General features: G+C 65.4%; 24 protein-coding genes. 14 read left to right on the top strand and 10 right to left on the bottom strand.

Going from position 1 to position 24545, the window contains the following annotated elements; translation table 11 throughout:
* Positions 1 to 3 precede the first annotated feature (3 nt).
* Positions 4 to 480: a preQ(1) synthase gene (queF, locus tag P6U30_RS18235; protein ID WP_407152355.1), complete on the top strand. Its 477-nt coding sequence runs from the start codon at positions 4 to 6 to the stop codon at positions 478 to 480.
* A gap of 24 nt (positions 481 to 504) precedes the next feature.
* On the opposite strand, the gene P6U30_RS18230 is transcribed toward queF, so the two are convergent.
* From P6U30_RS18230 to kdsA, 3 genes are read right to left on the bottom strand one after another with little or no spacing between them, the layout of a single operon-like run.
* Entirely contained in the window at positions 505 to 1464 is a 960-nt protein-coding gene (locus tag P6U30_RS18230; RefSeq protein WP_407170254.1) for a hypothetical protein, read from the bottom strand.
* A gap of 2 nt (positions 1465 to 1466) precedes the next feature.
* Complete coding sequence (locus tag P6U30_RS18225) at positions 1467 to 2651, bottom strand: MFS transporter (protein ID WP_407170483.1); 1185 nt, start codon at positions 2649 to 2651, stop codon at positions 1467 to 1469.
* Positions 2652 to 2685: 34 nt separating this feature from the next.
* Entirely contained in the window at positions 2686 to 3543 is an 858-nt protein-coding gene (gene kdsA, locus P6U30_RS18220; protein WP_407170253.1) for a 3-deoxy-8-phosphooctulonate synthase, read from the bottom strand.
* A gap of 186 nt (positions 3544 to 3729) precedes the next feature.
* Here kdsA and P6U30_RS18215 point away from each other — a divergent pair, with 186 nt between their 5' ends.
* Positions 3730 to 4065 carry a PAAR domain-containing protein gene (locus tag P6U30_RS18215; protein ID WP_407170252.1) on the top strand — a complete coding sequence of 112 codons (336 nt, stop codon included), beginning with the start codon at positions 3730 to 3732 and terminating at the stop codon, positions 4063 to 4065.
* 67 nt (positions 4066 to 4132) lie between these two features.
* Here the strand turns inward: P6U30_RS18215 and P6U30_RS18210 are convergent, their stop codons facing one another.
* Positions 4133 to 4459: an NIPSNAP family protein gene (locus P6U30_RS18210; RefSeq protein WP_407152351.1), complete on the bottom strand. Its 327-nt coding sequence runs from the start codon at positions 4457 to 4459 to the stop codon at positions 4133 to 4135.
* Positions 4460 to 4630: 171 nt separating this feature from the next.
* Between P6U30_RS18210 and P6U30_RS18205 the strand changes: the two genes are divergently transcribed.
* From P6U30_RS18205 to P6U30_RS18195, 3 genes are all read left to right on the top strand, one after another.
* Positions 4631 to 5305: a response regulator transcription factor gene (locus P6U30_RS18205; RefSeq protein ID WP_407170251.1), complete on the top strand. Its 675-nt coding sequence runs from the start codon at positions 4631 to 4633 to the stop codon at positions 5303 to 5305.
* Positions 5302 to 6681 carry a sensor histidine kinase gene (locus tag P6U30_RS18200; protein WP_407170250.1) on the top strand — a complete coding sequence of 460 codons (1380 nt, stop codon included), beginning with the start codon at positions 5302 to 5304 and terminating at the stop codon, positions 6679 to 6681. The genes P6U30_RS18205 and P6U30_RS18200 overlap by 4 nt, the downstream gene beginning before the upstream one ends.
* 103 nt (positions 6682 to 6784) lie before the next feature.
* Positions 6785 to 7453 carry a class I SAM-dependent methyltransferase gene (locus P6U30_RS18195; RefSeq protein ID WP_407170249.1) on the top strand — a complete coding sequence of 223 codons (669 nt, stop codon included), beginning with the start codon at positions 6785 to 6787 and terminating at the stop codon, positions 7451 to 7453.
* 29 nt (positions 7454 to 7482) lie between these two features.
* Here the strand turns inward: P6U30_RS18195 and P6U30_RS18190 are convergent, their stop codons facing one another.
* Both P6U30_RS18190 and secG read right to left on the bottom strand, forming a co-directional pair.
* A complete protein-coding gene (locus P6U30_RS18190; RefSeq protein WP_407152347.1) occupies positions 7483 to 9114 on the bottom strand; it encodes a CTP synthase in 1632 nt (543 codons plus the stop codon).
* Between the two features lie 180 nt (positions 9115 to 9294).
* Complete coding sequence (gene secG, locus P6U30_RS18185; RefSeq protein ID WP_407152346.1) at positions 9295 to 9690, bottom strand: preprotein translocase subunit SecG; 396 nt, start codon at positions 9688 to 9690, stop codon at positions 9295 to 9297.
* Between the two features lie 206 nt (positions 9691 to 9896).
* On the opposite strand from secG, the gene P6U30_RS18180 reads away from it, so the two are divergent.
* Together P6U30_RS18180 and P6U30_RS18175 are read left to right on the top strand one after the other, a co-directional pair.
* Entirely contained in the window at positions 9897 to 10463 is a 567-nt protein-coding gene (locus P6U30_RS18180) for a helix-turn-helix domain-containing protein (RefSeq protein WP_407170248.1), read from the top strand.
* A 3-nt stretch (positions 10464 to 10466) separates the two neighbouring features.
* On the top strand, positions 10467 to 11006 hold the full coding sequence (locus P6U30_RS18175) for a GNAT family N-acetyltransferase (protein WP_407170247.1): 540 nt from the start codon (positions 10467 to 10469) through the stop codon (positions 11004 to 11006).
* A 162-nt stretch (positions 11007 to 11168) separates the two neighbouring features.
* Here P6U30_RS18175 and tpiA read toward each other — a convergent pair whose 3' ends face one another.
* Positions 11169 to 11921, bottom strand: coding sequence for a triose-phosphate isomerase (gene tpiA / locus P6U30_RS18170; RefSeq protein ID WP_407170246.1), 753 nt, complete (start codon positions 11919 to 11921; stop codon positions 11169 to 11171).
* A gap of 252 nt (positions 11922 to 12173) precedes the next feature.
* Between tpiA and P6U30_RS18165 the strand changes: the two genes are divergently transcribed.
* The 4 genes from P6U30_RS18165 to moaC all read left to right on the top strand — a co-directional run bounded on the left by P6U30_RS18165 (position 12174) and on the right by moaC (position 16535).
* Positions 12174 to 14075, top strand: a complete 1902-nt coding sequence (locus P6U30_RS18165; protein ID WP_407170245.1) for a SurA N-terminal domain-containing protein — start codon at positions 12174 to 12176, stop codon at positions 14073 to 14075.
* Positions 14076 to 14168: 93 nt separating this feature from the next.
* A complete protein-coding gene (trpD, locus tag P6U30_RS18160) occupies positions 14169 to 15182 on the top strand; it encodes an anthranilate phosphoribosyltransferase (protein ID WP_407170244.1) in 1014 nt (337 codons plus the stop codon).
* 11 nt (positions 15183 to 15193) lie between these two features.
* Entirely contained in the window at positions 15194 to 16012 is an 819-nt protein-coding gene (trpC, locus tag P6U30_RS18155; protein ID WP_407170243.1) for an indole-3-glycerol phosphate synthase TrpC, read from the top strand.
* A gap of 4 nt (positions 16013 to 16016) precedes the next feature.
* The gene (moaC, locus tag P6U30_RS18150; RefSeq protein WP_407170242.1) at positions 16017 to 16535 is read left to right on the top strand and encodes a cyclic pyranopterin monophosphate synthase MoaC; all 519 of its coding nucleotides are present in this window, start codon (positions 16017 to 16019) and stop codon (positions 16533 to 16535) included.
* A gap of 52 nt (positions 16536 to 16587) precedes the next feature.
* On the opposite strand, the gene P6U30_RS18145 is transcribed toward moaC, so the two are convergent.
* The 3 genes from P6U30_RS18145 to P6U30_RS18135 all read right to left on the bottom strand — a co-directional run bounded on the left by P6U30_RS18145 (position 16588) and on the right by P6U30_RS18135 (position 20060).
* Positions 16588 to 17940, bottom strand: a complete 1353-nt coding sequence (locus tag P6U30_RS18145; RefSeq protein ID WP_407170241.1) for a S41 family peptidase — start codon at positions 17938 to 17940, stop codon at positions 16588 to 16590.
* A 273-nt stretch (positions 17941 to 18213) separates the two neighbouring features.
* Positions 18214 to 19386: an NADH:flavin oxidoreductase/NADH oxidase gene (locus tag P6U30_RS18140; protein ID WP_407170240.1), complete on the bottom strand. Its 1173-nt coding sequence runs from the start codon at positions 19384 to 19386 to the stop codon at positions 18214 to 18216.
* Between the two features lie 95 nt (positions 19387 to 19481).
* Positions 19482 to 20060: a TetR/AcrR family transcriptional regulator gene (locus tag P6U30_RS18135; protein ID WP_407170239.1), complete on the bottom strand. Its 579-nt coding sequence runs from the start codon at positions 20058 to 20060 to the stop codon at positions 19482 to 19484.
* A 178-nt stretch (positions 20061 to 20238) separates the two neighbouring features.
* Here P6U30_RS18135 and P6U30_RS18130 point away from each other — a divergent pair, with 178 nt between their 5' ends.
* The 3 genes from P6U30_RS18130 to P6U30_RS18120 are packed head-to-tail and all read left to right on the top strand — an operon-like array spanning position 20239 to position 24484.
* Positions 20239 to 21414, top strand: coding sequence for an efflux RND transporter periplasmic adaptor subunit (locus tag P6U30_RS18130; protein WP_407170238.1), 1176 nt, complete (start codon positions 20239 to 20241; stop codon positions 21412 to 21414).
* On the top strand, positions 21411 to 22988 hold the full coding sequence (locus P6U30_RS18125) for a DHA2 family efflux MFS transporter permease subunit (RefSeq protein ID WP_407170237.1): 1578 nt from the start codon (positions 21411 to 21413) through the stop codon (positions 22986 to 22988). Before P6U30_RS18130 ends, P6U30_RS18125 begins: the two co-directional genes overlap by 4 nt.
* Positions 22988 to 24484, top strand: a complete 1497-nt coding sequence (locus P6U30_RS18120; protein ID WP_407170236.1) for an efflux transporter outer membrane subunit — start codon at positions 22988 to 22990, stop codon at positions 24482 to 24484. The genes P6U30_RS18125 and P6U30_RS18120 overlap by 1 nt, the downstream gene beginning before the upstream one ends.
* The last annotated feature ends 61 nt before the right edge of the window (positions 24485 to 24545 follow it).

Raw genomic sequence — 24545 nt, 5'->3', positions numbered from 1 at the left:
CTAATGGCGAAGAAGCCCAGCAAATCAACCACCTCCCCCGACCTGCAACTCGGCCGTGCGGTGGAATGGCCCGACGCGCCGGAGAAGGCGAAGCTCGATCGCGTTCCCAACCCCCAGGCTGGTACCGATTATCTGGTACGCTTCACCATCCCCGAATTTACCTCGATCTGCCCGGTGACGGGACAGCCGGATTTCGCACATTTGGTGATCGACTTCGCGCCGGGCCGCTGGCTGCTCGAATCCAAATCGCTGAAACTCTACGCCGCAAGTTTCCGCAACCATGGCGCATTCCATGAAGATTGCACCGTCATGATCGGCCGCCGGATCGCAGACGAGATCAAGCCGAAATGGCTGCGCATTGGCGGCTACTGGTATCCACGCGGCGGCATCCCGATCGATGTGTTCTTCCAGACCGGGCGATTGCCGAAAGGCCTTTGGGTTCCCGATCAGGGTGTCGCGCCCTATCGCGGACGCGGCTAGCCCGATCCGCAACAAACGAGGGCTTCAACTACGCAGCCGCGCGAGGCGACGCCCGAAGCGAGCAATCAGACGGACGATCTGCGGCGTCAGATAGATCGGAAGCTGGACCAGCGCGAAATACAGCCAGGTCATGTCGGGCAGCGAACCTGATTGTGCGGCGGCCATCAGTCCGACGTTGCGATGTCCCGCCGCGAATCCCGTGATGAACGCGTCGTCGCGGCCAAAAGCGCGAAGAACGATGAAGGCGGCTGCAATGCTGCCCAGAGCGATCAGGAACGCTGTGGCCGAGAGGCCGGCGACGAGCCAGGGGTCCGTGAAGGCTCGAACGACAACTCCGTCAAACATTGTGAGACCAAAGAGCGTGAACACGATCAGATTGGCGCCGCTGGTCTCAAACCGATACTTCTCGAGCGTTGCCAGGCCGACTACTCGTCGTATGACGGCCGAGATCATCACCGATCCGCCAATCATGAGCAGCAAATTGCGTCCCAGCAAAAGGCCGTCCACCTGGATGGCTGATCCGGCCACCCACGGCGCGACCAATGGCGCCGTGAACGGCTGGATGATCATGGTGGCCAGAAGTAGCAGCACCGAGAACGTCACGTTCATCTCGAGCACCATCGCCACCGCAGGCGTCGCCATGATTGGTGCGGCAGCAGCCTGAAGGCTTAGCGCCAGCACGAGCCCCGGGTCGAGGTTCTCACGACCCACCATCGAAAGCGCCGCCCAGAACAGGATCGGGATGACCAGGACCACCCACACCAGGCCGCACAGGAGCTTGGTGGGGCGAGCCAGAATTTGTCGCGCGTCGCCGACGTCGATCCGCGCGAACGCGTTGACCAGGAAGACCATGATCATGGCGGGAAGGCCCGGCCGCAAAGCCGTGCCGGCTCCGGGAACGAAGAGCGGCAGCGCGGCGGAGATCAAGAGCGAGACGCTCATCCCGGTTGCCCCCTGTCTGCCGAGAAATGCAAGCCAGCCCATGACTATTCTTCAATCGTCCCATACGCGTCGGCGGGCGCGCGCTGCCGCAGAAATCTCGCACAGACAAAGCCGAGCACAACCATCACCGTCGCCGCCGCGACCAGCGTCGGCGTCTTGCCGGCATGCTGCAGGCCAAACCCGTAGGCGATCGGCCCGACGGTCTGCCCCATGAAGAAAAAGAACGAATGCAGCGACAGCGCCGTGGCGCGCGCCTCGACCGACAACTCGCTGGCGAACACCTGCAGGCAGCCATGGATCATGTAGAAGCCCCAGCCCATCACCAGGAGGCCGAGCATTTGCAGCTTCCAGCCTGGTCCGAACGCGACGAAGACAAGCTGCAAACCGACCAGCGTGGCGCCGACCACCATCATCCCCCTGACGCCGAGCCGCGGCAGCAGGCGCGACACCGTCAGCGTGTAGAACAGGCCGCCGATTGCGAAGCCGGCAATGACGATACCGGCAATCGACAGCGAGGTTTCGCCGAGCTGGAATAGGAACGAGGCGATGAAAGGAAACAGCCCGAGCACGCAGCAGCCTTCAATAAAGACCGCCGAGTAGCAGAAGCGCGCATTGGGATTGGTGAAGATCGTGCGGTAGCCATGACGGAGCGCGGTGAGGCTCGTTCGCGGCGCATGGCTCAGCGCGGCGCCGCGAAAGCCCGCGGCCACCGCAAGCGCGACGATGATCACGAGACCGCCGAGCACGGCGAGCACGCCGCGCCAGCCCAGCAAGTCGCCGATCAACCCGGAGGCCGTTGCACCGAGCAGATTGCCGGTCATCGAACCCGCGAGCGTCCGCCCGATCGCGATCTGCCGCTTGTCGGGCCCGACGAGATCGCTGGTCAGCGACAGCGCCACCGGAAACACGCCGCCCGAACCGATACCGGCCAGCACACGGGTGATGAACAGGATCGGAAACGACGTCGAGAGTGCGCCGAGCACGTTGGCGAGCCCGAGCAGCATCAGGCAAATCGTCATCAGCCGTGCCTTGCCGAACAGGTCCGCGGCGGCGCCGATCGCCGGCTGCACGATCGCAAAGGTGAAGGCGAACACCGCAGCGAAGCTCGCGGCGGTCGCGATGCTCACGTCGAAGTCCTCGGCCACATGCGGCAGAACCGGATCGAGCGCGCGCACCGACAGGCTCGCAGCGAACGTCGCCAGCGTGATGACATTGAGGACCGGCGGCATGCCGCTCGTTGCGGTCACCTCTGCATCCGCCCGGTCAGGCTGTCGACTTCGCCAGCGTGTCGAAGGCCATCAGTCGTTTGACGAGCGATTCGAAATCGCGCAGCGGCACCATGTTCGGGCCGTCGGACGGTGCGTGATCCGGGTCCGGATGTGTTTCGATGAACACGCCGGCAACGCCGACGGCAACCGCCGCGCGTGCCAGCACCGGCACGAATTCGCGCTCGCCACCCGACGAGGTGCCCTTCCCGCCCGGCTGCTGCACCGAATGGGTGGCATCGAAGATCACGGGCGCGCCGGTGGTGCGCGCTAGGATCGGCAGCGCGCGCATGTCGGAGACCAGCGTGTTGTAGCCGAACGAGGCGCCGCGCTCGGTGACGAGCACATTGGCGTTGCCGGCGCCTGATATCTTGGTGACCACGTTGGCCATGTCCCACGGCGCCAGGAACTGGCCCTTCTTGACGTTGACGACCTTGCCGGTTGCCGCCGCCGCCAGCAGCAGATCGGTCTGCCGGCACAGGAAAGCCGGGATCTGCAGCACGTCGACCGCCTGCGCCACGTCGGCGCACTGGCCCGGCTCATGCACGTCGGTCAGCACAGGCAGTCCAAGCGAGGCGCGGATCTCGGCGAAGATCGGCAGCGCCTGCTTAAGCCCGATGCCGCGCGCGGCGGACGCGCTGGTGCGGTTGGCCTTGTCGAACGAGGTCTTGTAGACCAGCCCGATTCCGAGCCTCGCAGCGATCTCCTTCAGGGCAGCGGCAACCTCGAGCGCATGCGCCCGGCTCTCGAGCTGGCACGGACCGGCGATGATCTGTAGCGGCAGTGCATTGCCGAACCGGACCGACCCAACGGCAACGACGGGCGCGGCGCCCTGCGCGGAAACTTGATTGGTCAAAATGCTGTATCCTTTTGCCGGCGACCATGCAGTCTGGCCCGCGATGGATCAAGCCGTCCCGCGCGATTAGCGGGGTTGCGCAGGCGCCGTGGGCTCGGTCGGGCTCGGTTTGATGTTCTCTGGGCAGGACATTCCTGCCATAACCGCCCTTATACGCTGCCGTGGAGGCCTTGGCATGAGGGATCAGTGCGCAGATCGCTTGGACTAGTTACCGCCGCGGCCTTTTCCACGGTTTCAGGCCTTGCCTGCGCGCAGAGCAGCAGCCCGCCCGGCCTGGTCACGAGCGGCTCCGCCGGGGTCACCATCAACGGCAAGCCGGCCGCGCGCAGCGGCGACACCACCAGCAACGGCGGCCTGCTCGTGGAGGGCGTCCCCAACGTCCTGATCAATGGCAAGCCGGCCGTCGTCATCGGCGGCCGCACGCGTTGCGGCGGCAAGGCCACCTCGGGCAGCCACGGCGTCTTCATCAACGGCAAGCCGATGGTCCGCGAAGGCGATCAGACGTCGGGCTGCGCGAACTAGCGCTGCCAAGAACCACGATGCGATCCGGTCGCATCAGACAAGTTCAGCGCGGTCGCTCAGCGCCGCCTCACTTGACCGCCGAAAACGCGGTCGGCACCAGGAGCTGGTTGACGATGTTGAGCACGATCTGGCCGTCCTCCTCGGTCTTGGCGCGCGCCGTGATCCATTCCGGGTCGTTCTGGAACGCCGTCCATTTCTTCTCCCGTTCGGCGAGCGATTCCCACGCCAGCAGATAGGTCAGTTCCTGGTTGGATTCGCCGACCAGCGTCGTGAAGAAGCCGGCCTGCCTGATGCCGTGCTTGTCCCAAAGCTTGAGCGTGATGGTCTCGAAGCGCTTGAGCAGCGCCGGCAGCCGGCCCGGCAGGCAGCGATAGACGCGGGTCTCGTAGATCATTGGCGATCCTCCCTGATGTGTTGAGCCGGCGGTTATAGCGGGCGGGTTCCCGGCTGTCTTGAGGGGTGGCAACATGGCACCCCTGCCCGCCGCAGGCGGACCATTTTCCGCAATGCTGCGGCAATGTTACCTGCCCTAGAAGGGACTGTTGCCGACCTGGATCGCGAGGACATGCGGATATTGCTGGTTGAAGACGAGGCGGAGATGGCCGCGGCGCTGGCACAGGCGCTGAAGGGCTACGACATGGTGGTCGACCATGTGCCGACCCTGGCCGAGGCCGAAGAGGCGATCTCCGCCGACGTGCACGGCGCGGTGCTGCTCGACCGCCAGCTCCCGGATGGCGACGGACTGGCGCTGATCCCGAAGCTGCGCGCCCGGGCCGACGGCGTGCCGATCATCGTGCTGACCGCGCGCGGCGAACTCGCCGATCGCGTCGCGGGTCTCGACTGCGGCGCCGACGACTACCTGGCCAAACCCTTCGCGGTGGAGGAATTGCTGGCCCGGCTGCGCGCGGTGCTGCGCCGGCCCGCCAGCCTGCAGCTCGACATCATCAGGGCTGGCCGTATCGCCTTCGACACCGGCCATCGCGAGGTCAGCGTCGGCGGCCGCCCGCTGGAGCTGCCACGGCGTGAACTCTTGGTGCTCGAGGCACTGCTACGGCGAATGGGCCGCACCGTGCTGCGCTCGGCGCTGGAAGAAGCCGTCTACAATTTCGACGACGCGATCCAGTCGAACGCGCTCGATACCCACGTCTCGCGGCTCAGACGAAAGCTTGCCGACGCCGATGCGGGCGTCGAGATCCACAGCATTCGCGGTGTCGGCTATCTCTTGAAACAGACGTCATGAGCGAACAGGCCGATCACTATTGCCTGCGCTCGCAATTGAGCTGGCGCCTAGTCGCGCTGCAGGCGCTGTTGCTGACGATGCTCGTCGTTTGCCTAATCGCCGCTCTGTGCGCGACCGGGGTCCTGGTCGTTCCGCGCGACGAGGATCACGTCATCGCCATCGTGCAGCGCGCGGTCACGCGTGACGCACAGGGCGGCCTGGCGCTACGCCCGACGGCGGAGCTGAGGGAGCTTCGTGAGAACACGCCCGACCTATGGTTCCTGGTGCGCGACCGCCAGGGACACTCGTTGTCGGAAGGCACAGTGCCGCCCGAATTCGCCCGGATCGGGGACGCGCTCGACCAGATCAGCCAGGCTCGACTCGGCTGGCAGATGTTCGAGGACGATCCGCGCAAACCGCCGGCGCGGTTGAAGCGGGTCAATTCCGACGCCGGCCCGGTGCAGGTGCTCACCGCGACACAGGGACCGATGACCGGCGCCAAGACGGTGCTCGCGACCGCGCTGGCTTTCATGGCCATCGCCCTGCCCGGCCTGCTGCTGATGGCGGCTGCGACCTTCGTGGCGACGCCGATCGTGGTGCGGCGCGCCTTTGCGGGGCTCGACACCACGGCGGACCAGGCACGCCAGATCGATTTCCGCGAGCGCGGCAGCCGGCTGTCGGCGGACCACCTGCCGCTCGAAGTCGCGCCGCTGGTCACCGCCATCAACGACGCGCTGAAGCGGCTCGACGACGGCTATTCGCGCCACCAGCGCTTCGTCGCCGATGCTGCGCATGAATTGCGCACGCCGATCGCAATCCTCAACACGCGACTGGAGTCGCTCCCCTCCGGTCCCGAGAAGACGCGGCTGCTCGAGGATGCCGCGCGCCTCGCCACGCTCGCCGAGCAGTTGCTCGACATCCAGCGCTTCGACCAGTGCCGCGATCCGTTTACCCGCATCGATCTGGTTACGGTCGCGCAGAATGTGGCAGCAGACCTCGCGCCGCTCGCGATCGCGGCCGGTTACGAGCTGTCGGTCGAGACCGAGGGTAACTGCGTCGAGACGCTCGGCGACCGCGCCGCGCTGGAGCGCGCGCTGACCAATCTGGTGCAGAATGCGATCCAGCATGGCGGCCGGCGCGGCACGATCACCGTCCGCGTCGCCAAGCCTGCGACGATTGAGGTGACCGACGAGGGCAGCGGCATTCCCCAGAACCAGCGCGCGCTGATCTTCGATCCGTTCTACCGCCTGGCTCCGCTCGATCGCGGTGCCGGTCTCGGGCTCAACATGGTGCGCGAGATCGCCCGGCTGCATGGCGGCGACGTCTCGGTGCTTGACGGCCCGACGGGCGGCGCGTGCTTCCGCCTGACATTGCCACCGGCTCCGCTCACGAAGTGACGCCCCGCGCCCATCACGCAATGCTGTTGCAATGCAGACCCCGCAAAACGGATCACGCCTCGCGATCGAATCGGGGCGCGACGACACATTGCCGGGAATGCCCATGTCACACGATTTCCTCTCCTTCTTCACGGCCTGGATGGCGGCACCTAGCCGCGTCGGCGCGATCGCGCCGTCGGGTGCAGCACTCGCCGAGTTGATCACCCGCGACATCACCGCCGACACCGGACCGATCCTGGAACTTGGGCCGGGGACCGGCGCGTTCACCTATCAGTTGCTGAAGCGCGGCGTGCGTCAGCAGGATCTCACACTGGTGGAGTACGGCTCGGATTTCATTCGGCTGCTGCAGCTTCGCTTTCCCGGCACCCGCGTGCTGTGGATGGACGCATCGCGGCTGGCCTCCGAGCGGCTGTATCGGGGCGCGCCGGTCGGCGCCGTCATCAGCGGGCTGCCACTGCTCAACATGTCGCCGCGCAAGGTGATCTCGATCGTCAGCGGCGCGTTCAGTTATCTGCGCCCCGGCGGCGCCTTCTATCAATTCACCTATGGCGTGCGCTGCCCGGTGCCGCGGCCGATCCTCGACCGGCTCGGCCTGCGCGCCACGCTGGTCGATCGCGCGCTGCTCAACGTGCCGCCCGCCGCGGTGTACCGGCTGACGCGACGTCCGCAATCGCGGTTCGTCGTCCGCGACGTCACTCGGAAGGCGAACCCTGGTGCTTCAGGGGATGAGAGCAAACGTCAGGTCGACCGCGACTGCGTCACGTCGGTCTGACGCTCGGCAAGCGGCCGGCAGAGGGGCGGCTACATCAGCCGGCTCTGCACCAGCGCGGCCTGAATGAAGGATGCAAACAGCGGATGCGGCTCGAACGGCCGCGACTTCAGTTCGGGATGGAACTGGACGCCGATGAACCACGGGTGATCCTCGTACTCGACGATCTCCGGCAGCACGCCGTCGGGCGACATGCCCGAGAAGCGCAGACCATGCTGTTCGAGCCGGTTCTTGTAGGCGGTGTTGACCTCGTAGCGATGGCGATGCCGCTCCGAGATCTCGGTCGCGCCGCCATAGACCTGCGAGACTCGGCTGCCGCGTGTCAGCGCCGCAGGATAGGCGCCGAGCCGCATGGTGCCACCGAGATCGCCGCTCTGCGAGCGCTTTTCGAGCTCGTTGCCGCGCAGCCATTCGGTCATCAGACCGACCAGCGGCTCCTTGGTCGGGCCGAACTCGGTCGAGTTGGCCTCCTCGATACCGACCAGATTGCGCGCCGCCTCGATCACGGCCATCTGCATGCCGAAGCAGATGCCGAAATACGGCACGTCGCGCTCCCGCGCGAACTGCGCCGCGCGGATCTTGCCCTCGGCGCCGCGCTGGCCGAAGCCGCCGGGCACCAGGATGCCGTTGACGTGCTCGAGGAACGGTGCCGGGTCTTCGTTCTCGAACACTTCGCTCTCGATCCAGTCGAGATTGACCTTCACCTTGTTGGCGATGCCGCCATGCGAGAGCGCCTCGATCAGCGATTTGTAGGCATCCTTCATGCCGGTGTACTTGCCGACCACGGCAATCGTCACCGCGCCTTCCGGATTGCGGATGCGCTCGTTGATGACGTTCCAGCTCTGCAGCGCCGGCGGGACCTTGGCGGTGATGCCGAACGCAGCGAGCACCTCGTCGTCGAGGCCGGCGGCGTGATAGGCCTCGGGCACTGCGTAGATGTTGTCGACGTCGCGCGCCTCGATCACCGCGCTCTCGCGCACGTTGCAGAACAGGCCGAGCTTGCGCCGCTCCTCCTTCGGGATTTCGCGATCGGTGCGGCACAGCAGGATGTCCGGCTGGATGCCGATCGAGCGCAGCTCCTTCACCGAGTGCTGCGTCGGCTTTGTCTTGAGTTCGCCAGCACTTGGAATGTAGGGCAAAAGTGTCAGGTGAATGTAGACCGCATGATCCCGCGGCAACTCGTTCTTGAGCTGGCGGATCGCCTCGAAGAACGGCAGGCCCTCGATGTCGCCGACCGTGCCGCCGATTTCGACGAGCACGAAGTCGTACCCGTCATTGCCGTCGAGCACGAATTCCTTGATCGCGTTGGTGACGTGCGGGACCACCTGGATGGTGGCGCCGAGATAATCGCCGCGGCGCTCCTTGGAGATGATGTCCTGATAGATCCGCCCGGTGGTGATGTTATCGGCCTTGGTGGCCGGCCGCCCGGTGAAGCGCTCATAGTGGCCGAGATCGAGATCGGTCTCGGCGCCATCGTCGGTCACGAACACTTCGCCGTGCTGATACGGCGACATCGTTCCGGGATCGAGGTTGAGATAGGGATCGAGCTTGCGGAGGCGGACCTTGTACCCGCGAGCCTGCAACAGTGCGCCAAGCGCCGCTGATGCCAGACCCTTTCCGAGCGAAGAAACCACGCCGCCGGTGATGAAGATGTACCGCGCCATGGGACTTTACCTTTAATCCGACTCCAGCGATTCGCAAAACGAATCGGCTGCTCCCGACAAACAACCTGCCGGGCTGTGGGTGACGTTAAATTGGAAGCGATTTCAGTGCACTAATGGGGGTTTTTAATGCAGGACGCCAGAGCGTCGTCCTGCATGGCCACCCTGCTTTATTGCGACCTGTTACTGCGATTTGGGCGCCTGCGGACCGGCCGGGGCCTGCTGGCCCTGCTGCTCGTCCGCCTTCTTCAGCGAATCGAGGATGCCACCGGAGGTCGGCGCACTCAGCGGAGCGGACGGCGTGCCGGCCGGCTGCGATTGCGTCGGCGCGCCGGTGCCGATGATCGAACTCGGCTTGCGGTCGTAGCCCGCGTACCAAGACAGGAACAGGCTGGTCACGAAGAAGCCGACCGCGAGGACGGCCGTCGTCCGGGTCAACAGATTCGCGGTGCCACGGCTCGACATGAAGCCGGCACCGCCCCCCATGCCAAGGCCGCCGCCTTCCGATTTCTGCAGCAGCACGGCGCCGATCAGCACGGCGACGATCATGAGGTGGATGACGATAGCAACAGTCTGCATTGCGAGCCTTCCGTCACAAGCCCGGAAGCGGCCGGACAATCGGCGCTATCGGCTTTACGGGTTTTCGTGAAGTCGCGCCCTGTTACACGATTGGACCGGGCATTGTCACCCCCGAGATAGTCGCAGCGTCAGAGAGCACAAGCGATCCCCGACCGCGGCCCGGCCAGCCCTTGATTGGGATCGCCGATTTCTATTATAATAGACAAATGGACGTTTTGATAGACGACCTCAGTCAGCGCCTCGCCCAGCGCATCAAGCTCGAGCGCGACGGCCGCGGCTGGTCGCTGGCGGAGCTTGCCGAACGCTCCGGCGTCTCCAAGGCCACGATCAGCAAGATCGAACGCGCCGAAGTCAGCCCGACCGCCGTTGTGCTGGTGCGACTCGCCGCCGCCTTCGACCTCACGCTGGCCGGGCTGATGCTGCGCGCCGAGGGCCAGGGCGAACGTCTGTCACGCACCGCCGCGCAAGCCGTCTGGCGTGATCCGGAAACCGGCTACCTGCGCCGGCAGGTGTTCAGCCGTCCGGACCACCCGGTCGAGCTCGTGCGGGTCGAATTGCCGCCCAAGCAGGCCGTCACCCTGCCCGCCTCCTCCTACGCCCATATCCGCCAACTGGTCTGGGTGCTGAGCGGCAGCCTCGTCATCACTGAGGGCGGTGCCCGCCACGTGCTCGCCGCCGGCGACTGTCTCGGCTTCGGGCCGCCGGCGGAGACAACCTTCGCCAACGAGACCAACGCCGCCTGCACCTATGTGGTGGCCCTGGCCCGGAGCTGAAGCATGTCGCCCTTTGCTATCAAACCACTCGATGACACACCGCAGATACGCAGTGGGCTCGGCGAATTACTGATCGAAACCGTCGCGAGCGGCGGCTCCGTCGGCTTCGTGCATCCGCTGCTGTTCGACGACGCCTGTGTGTTCTGGAAGGATTCGCTTGGCTCAGCGGCACGCGGCGAACGCGTTGTGCTCGGTGCATTCGACGGCGAGGCGCTGATCGGCACCGTGACACTGGTGTTGAAGCTGCCGCCGAACCAGCCGCATCGCGCCGAGATCGCCAAGATGATGACGCGCGTCAGCCATCGCCATCGTGGCGCGGCGACGGCGTTGATGCGCGCCGCCGAACAGCTTGCGGTCGCGCACGGCCGCACGCTGCTTGTGCTCGACACCGCCGTCGAGGACGGTGCCGCCCCGCTCTATGAAAAGCTCGGCTTTCAGCTCACCGGCATCATTCCGGACTACGCGCTCAAGCCGCATGGCGGCCTCACCGGCACGATGGTCTACTGGAAGCGGATCGGCGCGGTGGCAATCCCGTCGTCCTGAGAAGATCTTGGGACTACGTCCTCAATCCAACGCTGTCATCGCCCGGCTTGACCGGGCGACTCAGTACGCCGCGCCCCCTCGGCTCAAGCACTACGGCCTTTGGAATACTGGATCACCCGCACGCGCGAGTGATGACACCGAACCAGCCGAGGAGCCGACCCGTCAGCAGCCGGCGGCGATCGCGAGGAAATCGGACGCTTTCAGGCTGGCGCCGCCGACCAGCGCGCCGTTGACATTGGCGACGGCCATCAGCTCCGCGGCATTCGACGGCTTGACCGAGCCACCGTAAAGGATCCGGATCTTCTCGCCCTCGTCCTTGAACCGATCGGTGAGCACGCCGCGAATAAACCGGTGAACGTCCTCGACATCCTTCGCGGTCGGAGTGAGGCCAGTGCCGATCGCCCAGACCGGCTCATAGGCCACCACCAGATTGGCCGAGATCGATCCGTCAGGTAGCGAGCCCTTGAGCTGGGTGCCGCAGATATCGAGGGTCTTGCCACCGTCGCGCTGCTCCCGCGTCTCGCCGATGCAGACGATCGCTGTCAGGCCCGCCCGCCAGGCCGCCTCCGCCTTCTGCCGGACCAGCGCATCGGTTTCGCCATGGTCGGCGCGGCGCTCGGAATGGCCGACAATGATGGCGACCGCGCCAAGATCCGCAAACATCTCCGCCGACAGGTCGCCGGTGTGCGCCCCGGACGGCTTGGGATGACAATCCTGGGCACCGATGGCGACCTTTCCGCTACGCGCCTGCTCGGCAAAGGCCCCGACCAGCGTCGCCGGCGGGCACACCAGCAGGTCGACCTTTCCCGCCAAGTCGCCGGCTCCGGCCAGGACAGCCTCGAACTCGGCCATGGAGGATTTCAGGCCGTTCATTTTCCAGTTGCCGGCGATCAGCGGCCGGATGGCATTGGTCATGTCAGGATTCCCATCGATCAAGCGTCCCCATGCGCTAGCAGAGGCTGTGGCGGACTTCCAGAGAGCGCCTCGCCCCCGCCGCGCGGCGATTGACCGCTTCAATCCGGCCGCGCGCCCAAGGTTGCGGGGGGACGGCCGTCACTTTATGATGGCTTTTCAATTCGGTGACGCCCTGCTGCGGGACATCAGCTTCGACTTGAGCTCCCCACTTGGGCACGACCCGGTTCCCCTCCTGCAAAACAAGTTGGACCCATGCTTCGAGGAATGCGGAAAGCCTCATCAAACTGGCTCGGCAAGACGATTATGGCCGTTGTGATGGGCGTTTTGATCGTCAGTTTCGGAATTTGGGGCATTGCCGACATCTTCAGGGGTTTTGGACAATCGACGCTGGCGAAGGTTGGCGGGACCGAGATTTCGGCCGAGCAGTTCCGCCAGATCTACACCGACCGCCTGCAGCAGCTCGGCCGCCAGTTCGGCCGTCCGTTGACGCCCGAGCAGGCGCGCGCCTTCGGGATCGACCGTCAGGTGCTGCAACAGACGCTCGCCGAGGCCGCGTTGGATGAGCAAGCGCGCCGCATGGGTCTCAACCAGTCCGATGCCGAGGTGCTACGCACGATCTACAACGATCCGACGTTCAAGGGCCTCAACGGTCAGTTCGATCCGCAGCGCTTCCAGGCGGTGATCCGCAACTACGGCTATACCGAGGGCCGCTTCATCGCCGAGCAGCGTCACGTCGGCCTGCGTCGGCAGATCGCCGGCACCGTCTCGGCTGGGGTCGCGCCGCCGAAATCGATGGTCGAGGCGCTGACCCGCTTCCAGAACGAGCAGCGCTCGATCGACTACATCAGCCTCGGCGCCGCCCAGGCCGGGACCATCGATCCGCCCTCGCCCGAAGCGCTCGCCGCGTACTTCGAGGAGCACAAGACTCAGTTCCGCGCGCCCGAATACCGCAAGATTTCCTTCGTGGCGATCACGCCCGAGGCGATCGGCAGGTGGGAAACCGTTTCCGACGACGACGCCAAGAAAATCTTCGAGCAGCGTCGCGACCAGCTCAGCACGCCGGAGAAGCGCGAGGTGTCGCAGATCGTGTTTCCGAACGTCGAGGAAGCACAGGCCGCGCGCGCCCGCATCACGTCGGGCACGACGTTCGACGACATCGCCAAAGAGCGCAAGCTCAACCTGTCCGACGTCAATCTCGGCCTGGTGCCGAAGTCGGCGATCCTCGACCCGGAGGTCGGCAACGCCGCCTTCTCGATGGCCTCGGGCGAGGTCAGCCAGCCGGTGCAGGGCCAATTCGGCGTAGCGCTGGTCAAGATCGGCAAGATCGAGCCCGGCGTAACGTCGAGCTATGAAAACGTCGCCGCGAAGATCAAGAGCGAGATCGCTACCGAGCGCGCCCGCGCTAAGGTCGCCGAGTTGCGCGACAAGATGGAAGACGAGCGCGGCGGCGGCGCCAGCGTCGTCGAGGCGGCGCAGAAGCTCGGATTGACGCCGGTCACAGTCGACGCGGTCGACCGGTCGGGGCGCCTGCCGAACGGCCAGCCCGCGCCCAACATTCCAAACGGCCTCGACGTGGTCTCGCAGGCCTTCAACAGCGACGTCGGCGTCGACAATGACCCGATCCAGTTCGAAGGCGGCTATGTCTGGTACGACGTGCTGGGCACCACGCCGTCGCGCGAGCGCAACCTCGACGAGGTCCGCCCGCAGGTCGAGGCGAAGTGGCGCGAGGACCAGATCTCGAGCAGGCTGCGGACCAAGGCGACCGACATTGTCCAGAAGCTGGACAGCGGCAGCAAGCTCGCCGATGAAGCCGCCGCTGCCGGCGTCAAGGTCGAGACCGCTGCCGACTTCCGCCGCGATGCGACACCGCCCGGCGTGCCGGCCGCGGTGGTCACCGCGGCGTTCCGCACCGCCAAGGACGGCAGCGCGCAGACGCCCGTCGCCGGCGGCAGCCAGTGGATCGTCTTCCGCGTCACCAATGTGACCGACCCGCCGGTCGACTTCGCCTCCGACGCGGTCAAGCAGCTCACCGAGGCCGTGCGGCGCTCGATGAGCGACGAGCAGGTCGCGCAATACGTCACGAAAATCGAGTCCGATATCGGCATGAGCATCAACGAGGCCGCCTTCGCACAGGTGACAGGCGCGAATAATTGAGCATGATCCGGAAACGGGACGCCGGTTCTCCGCGCAGCACACGCGACGCGTCTGTGCGGAGATCAAGCTCCAACGAGAGACCTGGACCAGCGAATGGACGACCTGAAATCGATCATCGGAAAAGTCGCCACCGGCGCCACGCTGACGCGTGAGGAGGCGGCATCCGCCTTCGACAGCATGATGTCGGGCGAAGCCACCCCCTCGCAGATGGGCGGCCTGTTGATGGCGCTGCGGGTGCGCGGCGAGACCGTCGAGGAAATCACCGGCGCGGTCGCGGCGATGCGCGGCAAGATGCTGCGGGTCCACGCCCCGCCAGAGGCCGTCGATATCGTCGGCACCGGCGGTGACGGCTCGGGCTCGGTCAACGTCTCGACCTGCGCGGCCTTCATCGTGGCCGGTGCCGGCATCCCGGTTGCCAAGCACGGCAACCGCGCGTTGTCGTCGCGTTCGGGTGCGGCCGACGTGCTGGCCTCGCTTGGGGTCAAGATCGATCTGACGCCCGATCAGGTCGGACGTTGCGTCAAGGAGGCGGGCATCGGATTCATGTTCGCGCCCTCGCATCATCCTGCGATGAAGAACGTCAACCCGACCCGCGTCGAGCTTGCCACTCGCACCATCTTCAATCTGCTGGGACCGCTGTCAAACCCGGCCGGCGTCAAGCGTCAGATGGTCGGCGTGTTTTCACGGCATTGGGTCCAGCCATTGGCCCAGGTGCTGCAGAACCTCGGCGCAGAATCGATCTGGGTGGTGCATGGCTCCGATGGCCTTGATGAAATCACCCTGACGGGCCCGAGCTTCGTGGCAGCGCTGCAGAACGGTCAGGTCACCACCTTCGAGGTGACGCCGGAGGAAGTCGGCTTCGGGCGCGTCCCGGGCGAAGCACTCAAGGGCGGCGACGCCGACGCCAACGCGGTTGCGCTCGCAAGCGTGCTCGACGGCAAGCCGAGCGCCTATCGCGACGTCGCACTGCTCAACGCCGCCGCTGCGCTGATCGTGGCCGGCCGCGCCAAGGACCTCAGGGACGGTGTTGCGATCGGCGCGCAATCGCTCGACAGCGGCGCGGCCGCCGCGCGGCTGAAGCATCTGGTCGCGGTTTCGAACGGTTGAGGGTCCCTGCGATGTCCGACATCTTGACCAAGATCGAGGCGTACAAGCGCGAGGAGATCGCCGCCGCCAAGCGTGCGCGCCCCCTCGCCGAGGTCGAGGCGCAGGCGAAGGCGGCATCGCCGCCGCGTGGCTTCGTCCGGGCGATCCGCAACAAGCATGCCGCCGGCGACTATGCGCTGATTGCGGAGGTGAAGAAGGCCTCGCCCTCGAAGGGGCTGATCCGCGCCGACTTCGACCCGCCCGTGCTTGCCAAAGCCTACGAGGCCGGCGGAGCGGCCTGCCTGTCGGTTCTCACCGACGCGCCTTCGTTCCAGGGCCATCTCGACTTCATGGTCGCCGCGCGCGCGGCGACCAGCCTGCCGGTGCTGCGCAAGGACTTCATGTTCGACACCTACCAGGTGGCGGAAGCCCGCGCCCACGGCGCCGACTGCATTCTCATCATCATGGCCGCGCTCGACGATGCGGCCGCCAAGGATCTCGAGGACGCCGCGATCGCGCATGGCATGGACGTGCTGATCGAGATCCACGACCGCGCCGAGCTTGATCGCGCGCTAAAACTCCGTTCGCCGATGATCGGCGTCAACAACCGCAACCTGCGCACCTTCGAGACCACGCTCGCCACCAGCGAGGCGCTGGCACCGCTGATCCCGCGCGAGCGGCTGATGGTCGGCGAGAGCGGCATATTCACGCCCGACGACCTCGCGCGGCTCGAGCGCGTCGGTATGTCGACCTTCCTGGTCGGTGAAAGCCTGATGCGGCAGCAGGACGTCACCGCGGCGACGCGCGCGCTGCTGATGCGGCAGGCGCCGCGCGCAACCGGCACGCGCTGACGCGATGGCACGGAAGCCATCCAAGGCCAGATCGTCAGGGTCCGGCCCTGCCCTCACCCATATCGACGCAAAGGGCGATGCCCGGATGGTCGATGTCTCGGCCAAGCCCGCGACCGGGCGCACCGCAGTCGCCGAAGGCCGCGTCGTGATGAGCAAGGCCACTCTCGACCTGATCGCATCAGGCCAGGCCAAGAAGGGCGACGTGCTGGCCACCGCGCGGATCGCCGGCATCATGGCGGCGAAGCGGACCTCGGAGTTGATCCCGCTTTGCCATCCGCTGGCGCTGAGCAAGGTCACGATCGACATCGAGACCGACGGCAAACTGCCGGGTTGCATCGTCCGTGCCAGCGTGAAGGTGACCGGGCCGACCGGCGTCGAGATGGAGGCGCTGACCGCCGTGTCGGTCGCGTGCCTGACGATCTACGACATGATCAAGGCCGTCGAGCGCGGCGTCCGCATCGAGGGCATCCATCTGGTCGAGAAGATCGGCGGCAAGTCCGGACACTATCGCGCGGGCGACTGATCGCCCGCGCTGACGCATCCCGTCACTTCAGGGATACGGCGCGTCTGAAGCGCTAATTCGGCACCGCACGCTTCTGCGCCGTCTTGGTCTCGGCGTTCTTGGCGTCGGCGTTCACGGTCACGCGGAGCTGCTTTAGAGCCGCGTTCAGCGCCTTGTCGTTCTTCTCGTCCGGCGGGACGTAGGACTGCGAGCCGCTTTGCTCGGTGCCCTCGGCCGCGAGATGACCGCGCATCGAGGCCTCGCCCTTGATCTCCGAGCGGGTCTTGAACTCGTCGGGCACGTCCTGCAGCACCTCGATATCGGGCGTGATGCCCTGGGCCTGGATCGAATGGCCCGACGGCGTGAAGTAACGCGCCGTGGTCAGCGCCAGCGCGCCGTTGCCGGCGCCGAGCGGAATGATCGTCTGCACCGAGCCCTTGCCGAACGAACGGGTGCCGATCAGCGTCGCGCGCTTGTGGTCGTGCAGTGCGCCGGCGACGATCTCGGAGGCCGACGCCGAACCGCCGTTGATCAGCACGACGAGCGGCTTGCCCTTGGTCAGGTCGCCGCCATGCGCGGTGAAGCGCTGGGTCTCCCCCGGATTGCGGCCGCGGGTCGAGACCACCTCGCCGCGCTGCATCAGCATGCTGCTGACGGAGACCGCCTGGTCGAGCAGGCCGCCCGGATTGTTGCGGAGGTCGATGACATAGCCGTCGAGCTTGTCCTGCGGGATCTCCTTCTGGATATCCGTGATCGCCTTGCGCAGGCCATCGGCGGTCTGCTCGTTGAACGAGGTGATGCGGATATAGCCGATGTCGCCGCCTTCGGTGTGATACTTGACCGGGCGCACGCGAATGACCTCGCGGGTGATTGCGACCTCGATCGGCTTGTCGGCATCCTTGCGGATGATCTTCAACCGGATCGAGCTGTTCGGCGCGCCCTTCATCTTGTTGACGGCCTGATCCAGCGTCATGCCCTGAATCGTCTCGTCGTCGATCGCGGTGATGACGTCGCCGGACATGATGCCGGCACGCGAGGCCGGTGTGTCGTCGATCGGCGCCACCACCTTGACGAAACCGTCCTCCATCGTGACCTCGATGCCGAGCCCGCCGAACTCGCCATGCGTGGTCTCCTGCATCTCCGCCCAGCCCTTCTCGTTCATGTAGCGGGAGTGCGGGTCGAGCGAGGAGATCATGCCGTTGATTGCGCCCTCGACCAGCTTGCCGTCGTCGGGCTTCTCGACATAGTCGGTCCTGATCCGCTCGAACACCTCGCCGAACAGATTGAGCTGCGAATAGGTGTTGTCGGAGCGTGCGGCGGCCTTGGCGATCCCGAGCAGATGCGCGCCACCCTGCGGCGAGGTCACGAGAAGGGTGAGACACGCCCCCGCAACCGTCCCGAGGAAAAAGCCAACGTTCTTGCGCATCATCCGCGATCCCTTTTCGCTATGGCCGGCAATGTTTCGCAACATTCGGCCGCCTCACCCCGACGGGGCACCACACAACGGCTTTTTGGTCGGATCAAGGCCGCAACCTGACCGGACCATTACGGGCCTTGAAGCTCGATCGGAAAGGCGCACGGCAGCTTTCCGGAAAGCTCAAGCTCAAACAAAGAGATGGGAAGGTGATGCGGATCCGACGATCGCCTCATGATCCAGAACGCCCTCGGTCCTGGACGCCCTCATCTCTGACGCCTTCCTCTAGGATGCCTTGCCAGCCTCCTCCAACCCGTTCTGCCAGGTCGACGGTCTCGTCCCGAACCCGCGCTTCGCCCGCGTGCCGAGCCAATAGCCAAACTGCGGAGGCACGTTGCGGAACGGACCCTCTACCCCGAGCTTTAGCGCAGCATCCATCGGCCAGTTCGGGTTATTCAGGATTTCCCGACCGATGGCGATCAAATCTGCTTGTTCATCGTGCAGGATCTGCTCGGCCTGGTCGCCATGGATGATCAGGCCCACCGCCATGGTCATGATATCGGCGTGGCGCCTGACATATTCCGACAGTGGCACCTGGTAGCTGTATTTGATCTCCTTGCCCAGGATCGGCGCCATTTCCGTGATCCCGCCCGAGGAGCAGTCGATCACGTCGACGCCCTTCGTCTTGAGAATTTTCGCCAGCCGCGCACTCTGTTCGGGTCCCCAACCCGCATTGTCCTCGACCGACAGCCGCACGAACAACGGCTTGTGATCAGGCCAATGGGCTCGCACCGCTTCCGTCACCTCGATCAGGAAACGCATGCGGTTCGATTCCGAGCCGCCATACGCGTCGCTGCGCTGGTTGGCGCGCTCGGAGAGGAACTCGTGCACGAGATAACCGTGGGCGCCGTGCAGCTCCAGCACGTCGAAGCCGGCCGCATCGGCGCGTCGCGCGGCCTGCCCCCAAGCCTGCACGAGGTCTTTCACCTCGTGCGTCTCAAGCGCCCGTGGCACCGGCCAGCGCTCGCTATGGGCGATGGCGCTCGGCGCCACCGGAGTCCAGGCATCCCAATCCTCGATGTCGGGCGTGCGCTCAAGCGGACGATCGCCCTCCCACGGGCGCGTGGCGCGTGCCTTGCGGCCGGAATGTCCAAGCTGGATGCCGGCCGCCGCGTTCTGCTGCTTGATGAAGCTGACGAGACGGCTGAGCGGCGCGACGAACTTGTCGTCCCAGATGCCGAGATCGCCGACCGTGCCGCAGCCGCGCCGCTCGACCTTGGTCGATTCGACGATCACGAGCCCGGCGCCGCCGGCCGCGAACTTGCCGGCATTCATCAGGTGCCAGTCGGTCGGGAAGCCGTTTTCAGCCGAATACTGATGCATCGGGGGCACCACGATGCGGTTCTTGAGCGTCACACCGCGGATCGTGATCGGCGAAAACAGCAGCTCTCCTGACATGGCTTCTCCACGTGGCGTCGTTACCCGGCTTGCCGGGCCGATCTTCTGTCGCGCCGGACGATATACGTGCCGCGCGAAGGCCGATAGAGGCGCCGTCACAAGGGGCCGTATTTCGCCAGGAACATCGCGACCGCGGATTTGACGTGGGCCCGCATCTCGCGTTCCGAGGGTCGCTTCCAGTTGGGCTGGACAAGCAGGTGCAGATGATATTGCGCCACCACAGCGCCGAGAAACAGCCGCGCCGCGCCTTGCGGGTCCTCGCAGCGCAGCTCGCTGCGCTCGGTCGCGGCGGCCAGATAGCCTGCGAGCCGCCGCACGGTGCGGCCGGGCCCCCTGTTGTAGAAGAGATCGCCAAGTTCCGGCGCGCGCGGCGCCTCCGCCACCAGGATCCTGAACAGGGACGACGCTGGCCCACGCAGCACCAAATGCAACAGCCCGATCCCGAGATCGAACAGTACAACCTCCGGGCTGCCGCCGCGCGCCAGCGTGGATTCAGGACCGGAAAGCTCGCGCGCCTTGCGATCGACGATCCCGGCAAACAACAGTTCCTTGCTCGAGAAGTGCCGGTACAGCGTCTCCTTCGAAGCGCCGGCGGCCTCCGCGATCATCTGCATCGTGGTCTCGGCGAACCCGCCCTCAAGGAACAACCGCTCGGCGACGTCGATTAACTCCATCCTGCGACGTTCTCCGCGTGGAACCTTTCGAGAGGGAACTGGTGTAGCCATGCCACAGGCTCCGCCTTGCTTTCCTGCCCGGTGTTGTGCACATGCGAACTAATCGGTACGGTTAATATATCCATTGGGCCGGAGCCGGAACAATCGAATAGCTCCGCCCTGTCGGGAGTCGCGTGCGATGTCCGTCGACCAGTTGCAGGATGATGCCCCACCGAAGGAGCAGCCGGCAAAGAAGGCGCAGCAACCCGAGCCCGTCCCTGCTGATGCTGCACCAAAGGACGACTCCGGAAAGAGCGAACAAGACGACGATGCGAGGGCGAAGCGGCGCCCGATCGTGTTCATCGTCGGTGGCATCGTTGTGGCACTGCTCATCATCGGTGGCATCTACTACTGGCTATCCACCCGCAACATCGAGAGCACCGACGACGCCTACACCGATGGGCGCGCGATCACCATCGCCCCGCAAGTGTCCGGCGTCGTGGTGTCGCTCGACGTCACCGACAACCAGTTCGTCAAGCAGGGCCAACCGTTGATCCATATCGATCCGCGGCAGTACCGGATCGACCGCGAACAGGCCGAAGGCGCGCTGGCAACCGCACAGGCGCAATATCGCGGCCAGCAGTTCGGATTGGAAATCGCCAAAAAGAACTTCCCCGCCCTGCTCGAGCAGGCCAATGCGCAACTCGAGAATGCCAAGGCTGCGCGCGCGAAGGCGCGCGCCGATTTCGAGCGACAGCGGGCGCTCCCGAAGGCCGCAACGTCGCAACAGGAAGTCGACGCTGCGGCCGCGGCGCTGAAGCAGGCCGAAGCCCAGGTCGCGCTATCGGAAGCCCAGATCACGCAGAACTCGCCCGTGCCGCAGCGGATCGGCGAGACCGATGCCCAGGTCGGCCAACTCAAGGGCCAGGTCGAACAGGCGCAATCGCGGCTCGATCAGGCTGATCTGAATCTGTCCTGGACAACGGTGGTCGCACCGCAAGACGGCTGGATCACCAAGCGCAATGTCGAAAAGGGCAACTACGTCGCGCCGGGACAGCAGCTCTTTTCCATCGTCGCGCCCGAGGTCTGGATCACCGCGAACTTCAAGGAGAGCCAGCTCTCCGACATGCGTCCCGGCCAGCACGTCACCATCAAGGTCGACGCCTATCCGAGCCTCAAGCTCGAGGGCCATGTCGACAGCATCCAGCTCGGCTCCGGATCCAAGTTCACCGCGTTCCCGCCCGAGAACGCCACCGGCAACTTCATCAAGATCGTGCAGCGGGTGCCCGTCAAGATCGTGATCGACAAGGGCCTTGATCCGAACATTCCCCTGCCGCTCGGAATTTCGGTGATACCGACGGTCACGGTGCGATGAGCGAGAGCGTCGACCACCACGAGGACTGGAGACCGGCCTATAATCCCTGGCTGATCGCCGTGGTGGTGACGCTTGCGGCCTTCATGGAGATTCTCGACACCACGATCGTCAACGTCGCGCTGCCGCACATCGCAGGCAGCCTGTCCTCCAGCAACGACGAGGCCACCTGGGCCCTCACCTCCTATCTCGTCGCCAACGGCATCGTTTTGACGATCTCCGGATGGCTCGGCGACCTATTCGGCCGCAAGCGCTACTTCATCATCTGCATCGCGATGTTCACGGTCTGCTCGTTCCTGTGCGGGATCGCGCAGAGCCTGGCCCAGCTCATCGTATTCCGCCTGTTGCAGGGATTCTTCGGCGGCGGCCTGCAGCCGAACCAGCAGTCGATCATCCTCGACACCTTCCCGCCCGCCAAGCGCGGCGCCGCCTTCGGCGTGGCGGCGATCGCGACCGTCGTCGCTCCGATCCTGGGCCCGACATTGGGCGGGTACATCACCGATCAGGCGACGTGGCGCTGGATCTTCTTCATCAATATCCCGGTGGGGATGATCGCCACCTTCTTCGTCTCGGTCATGGTCGAGGATCCACCATGGGAGAAGAATCGCAGGAGCCGCGGCATCGACTACATCGGGCTCGGCCTGATCGCCATCGGCCTCGGCTCGCTGCAGATCATGATGGACCGCGGCGAGGACGCCGACTGGTTCAACTCCGGCTTCATCCGCCTGATGGCGCTGCTCGCCTTCCTCGGAATATCGGGTGCGATCGGCTGGCTCCTGATCGCGAAGAAGCCGATCGTCGATCTGTCCGTGTTCAAGGACAAGAATTTCGCCGGCGGCTGCATCATGATCGGCGCCACCGGCGCCATCCTGTACGCCAGCGCCGTCATCATCCCGCAATTCGCGCAGATCGTGCTGATGTACACACCGACCTGGGCCGGCCTCATCCTGTCGCCGGGCGGCGTCGCGGTGATCCTGCTGATCCCGGTCATCGGACGGCTGATGACGGTGATGCAGACGCGATATGTCATCGCGCTCGGCTTCACCGTCATGGGCTGCGCACTGTTGTATGCGACAACGCTGGTTCCAAACATCGATTTCAAGACCCTTGTCATGATGCGCACATTCCAGTCGTCCGCGCTGGCCTTCCTGTTCGTTCCGATCAGCACGGTGGCCTACATGACGCTGCCGCGCGAACTCAACGGCGACGGTTCGGCGCTGTTCGCCATGTTCCGCAATGTGTTCGGCTCGATCGGCATTTCGCTCGCCACCTCGCAGGTCACGCAGCGCTCGCAGGTCCGTCAAAGCTATTTGTCGGAATGGGCGACACCATTTCATCAGCCCTATCAGGCGCTGGTGGCGCAGTATGAGCAGTCGCTCAGGGCGATGGGCCGCGCCGGAGCCACGGCGCACGATACGGCCGTCGGGCACGTCTATCAGGTGATGAGAACCCAGGTCGCCGTCCTCGCCTATGCGGACGTGTTCTTCTACTGTGCGATCGTCGCTTTCGCCGTCGTTCCGTTCTGCTTCCTGCTTTCGGCGAAGATCGGCGGTATGAGACCGGAGGGTGGCCACTGATGTCGCGACCGATCTACACATTCGCGCTGTGTCTTGCGACAGCCGTGATGCTCGCCGGCTGCACCGTCGGTCCCGACTTCGTCCAGCCGGATTCCCACCTGCCCGATCACAAGACATTTGCCGGCCGGACGTTTTCCGACGCCCACCTGCCCAAACCGACCGATCCGACTTGGTGGAAGGTATTCGGCGATCCCGTGCTGACCAACCTGGAGAGCCGGGTCGCCGAGGCCAATCTCGACGTGCGCACCGCCACGATCAGGATTGCCGAGAGCCGCTATCAGCGCAGCGCGACCGCCTCCGCCGAATTCCCGAGCATCAACGGCAACGCGAAGTACCAGCGCGAGCTGTACAGCAAGAACGGCATCGTCAGCCTGCTCACGCCGTTGCTGCCGCCAGGGACCGGCGGCATCAACATCCAGCCGATCAACGAGTACAATGTCGGCCTCGACATGTCCTGGGAGCTCGATTTGTGGGGCCACGTGCGGCGGCAGATCGAAGCCGCCGACGCGCAGGTCGACCAGGCGGAAGACCGCCGACGCGACGCGCTGGTGTCGGTGCTCGCCGAGCTCGCCAGCGACTATATCCAGCTTCGCGGCGTGCAGGAGCAGATTCGGATCGCCGAGAATAATCTCAAGGTCGACCGCGAAGTGCTGCAGCTCGCCCAGCAGCTTCAGCAGAAGGGCGTGCGCTCCGGCCTCGATACCGAGAACGCCGCCGCCCAGGTCGAAGGCATCCGCGCGCAACTGCCGAACCTGCACCAGCAGCAGATCCAGTACATGAACGCCATCGCGCTGCTGCTCGACCTGCCGCCGTCCACGCTGAACGCCGAACTGGCGCCGCGGCGCGCGATCCCGCGCTCGCCGCCGCGCATCCCCTTAGGCATTCCATCCGAACTGGCGCGCCGCCGCCCCGACATCCGCATCGCCGAGGATCAACTTCACGTGGCGACGGCCAATATCGGCGTCGCCGTCGCCAACTTCTATCCCAAGTTTCAGCTCAACGGCACGGTCGGTCTGGATTCGCTCGAGTTCAGCAACCTGTTCAAGGCATCGTCCCTGCAATACATGGCGGGCCCCAGCGTGACGCTGCCGATCTTCGACGGCGCGCGGCTTGCGAGCATGCTCGAGCTCAGCGACGCCCAGCAGGCAGAAGCCGCGATCACCTACCACAAGACCGTGCTGCAGGCCTGGCATGAGGTCGTCAACGCGATGGCCGCGCACCGGCTCGAGCAGACCCGCAGGACGCGGTTGCGTGCCCAGCTCGATCACACCCGCGCAGCACTCGACCTCGCCCGCTCGCGCTATAATGACGGCGTCACCGACTTCCTGAGCGTGCTCGATGCCGAGCGCAGCCTGCTGCAGAACGAGCAGCAATACGCCACCAGCACAACCAATGTGTCGCTCAACCTAGTCACGCTGTTCAAGGCACTCGGCGGCGGCTGGGAGCAGACCTTCCCCGACGCACCCGGACCCGCCATCGCGCAGGCGGGCAACTAAGGCGTGATCGGGATTGGCTCAAGCTCTAGCGGCAACGGAGGCTCACCTCTCCCTTGGCAAA

Origin of the sequence: Bradyrhizobium sp. ORS 111 (genome assembly GCF_045571485.1) — a bacterium.
In the GTDB taxonomy this organism is placed as follows: domain Bacteria; phylum Pseudomonadota; class Alphaproteobacteria; order Rhizobiales; family Xanthobacteraceae; genus Bradyrhizobium.
This window is presented reverse-complemented; position numbering and strand designations above follow the sequence as displayed.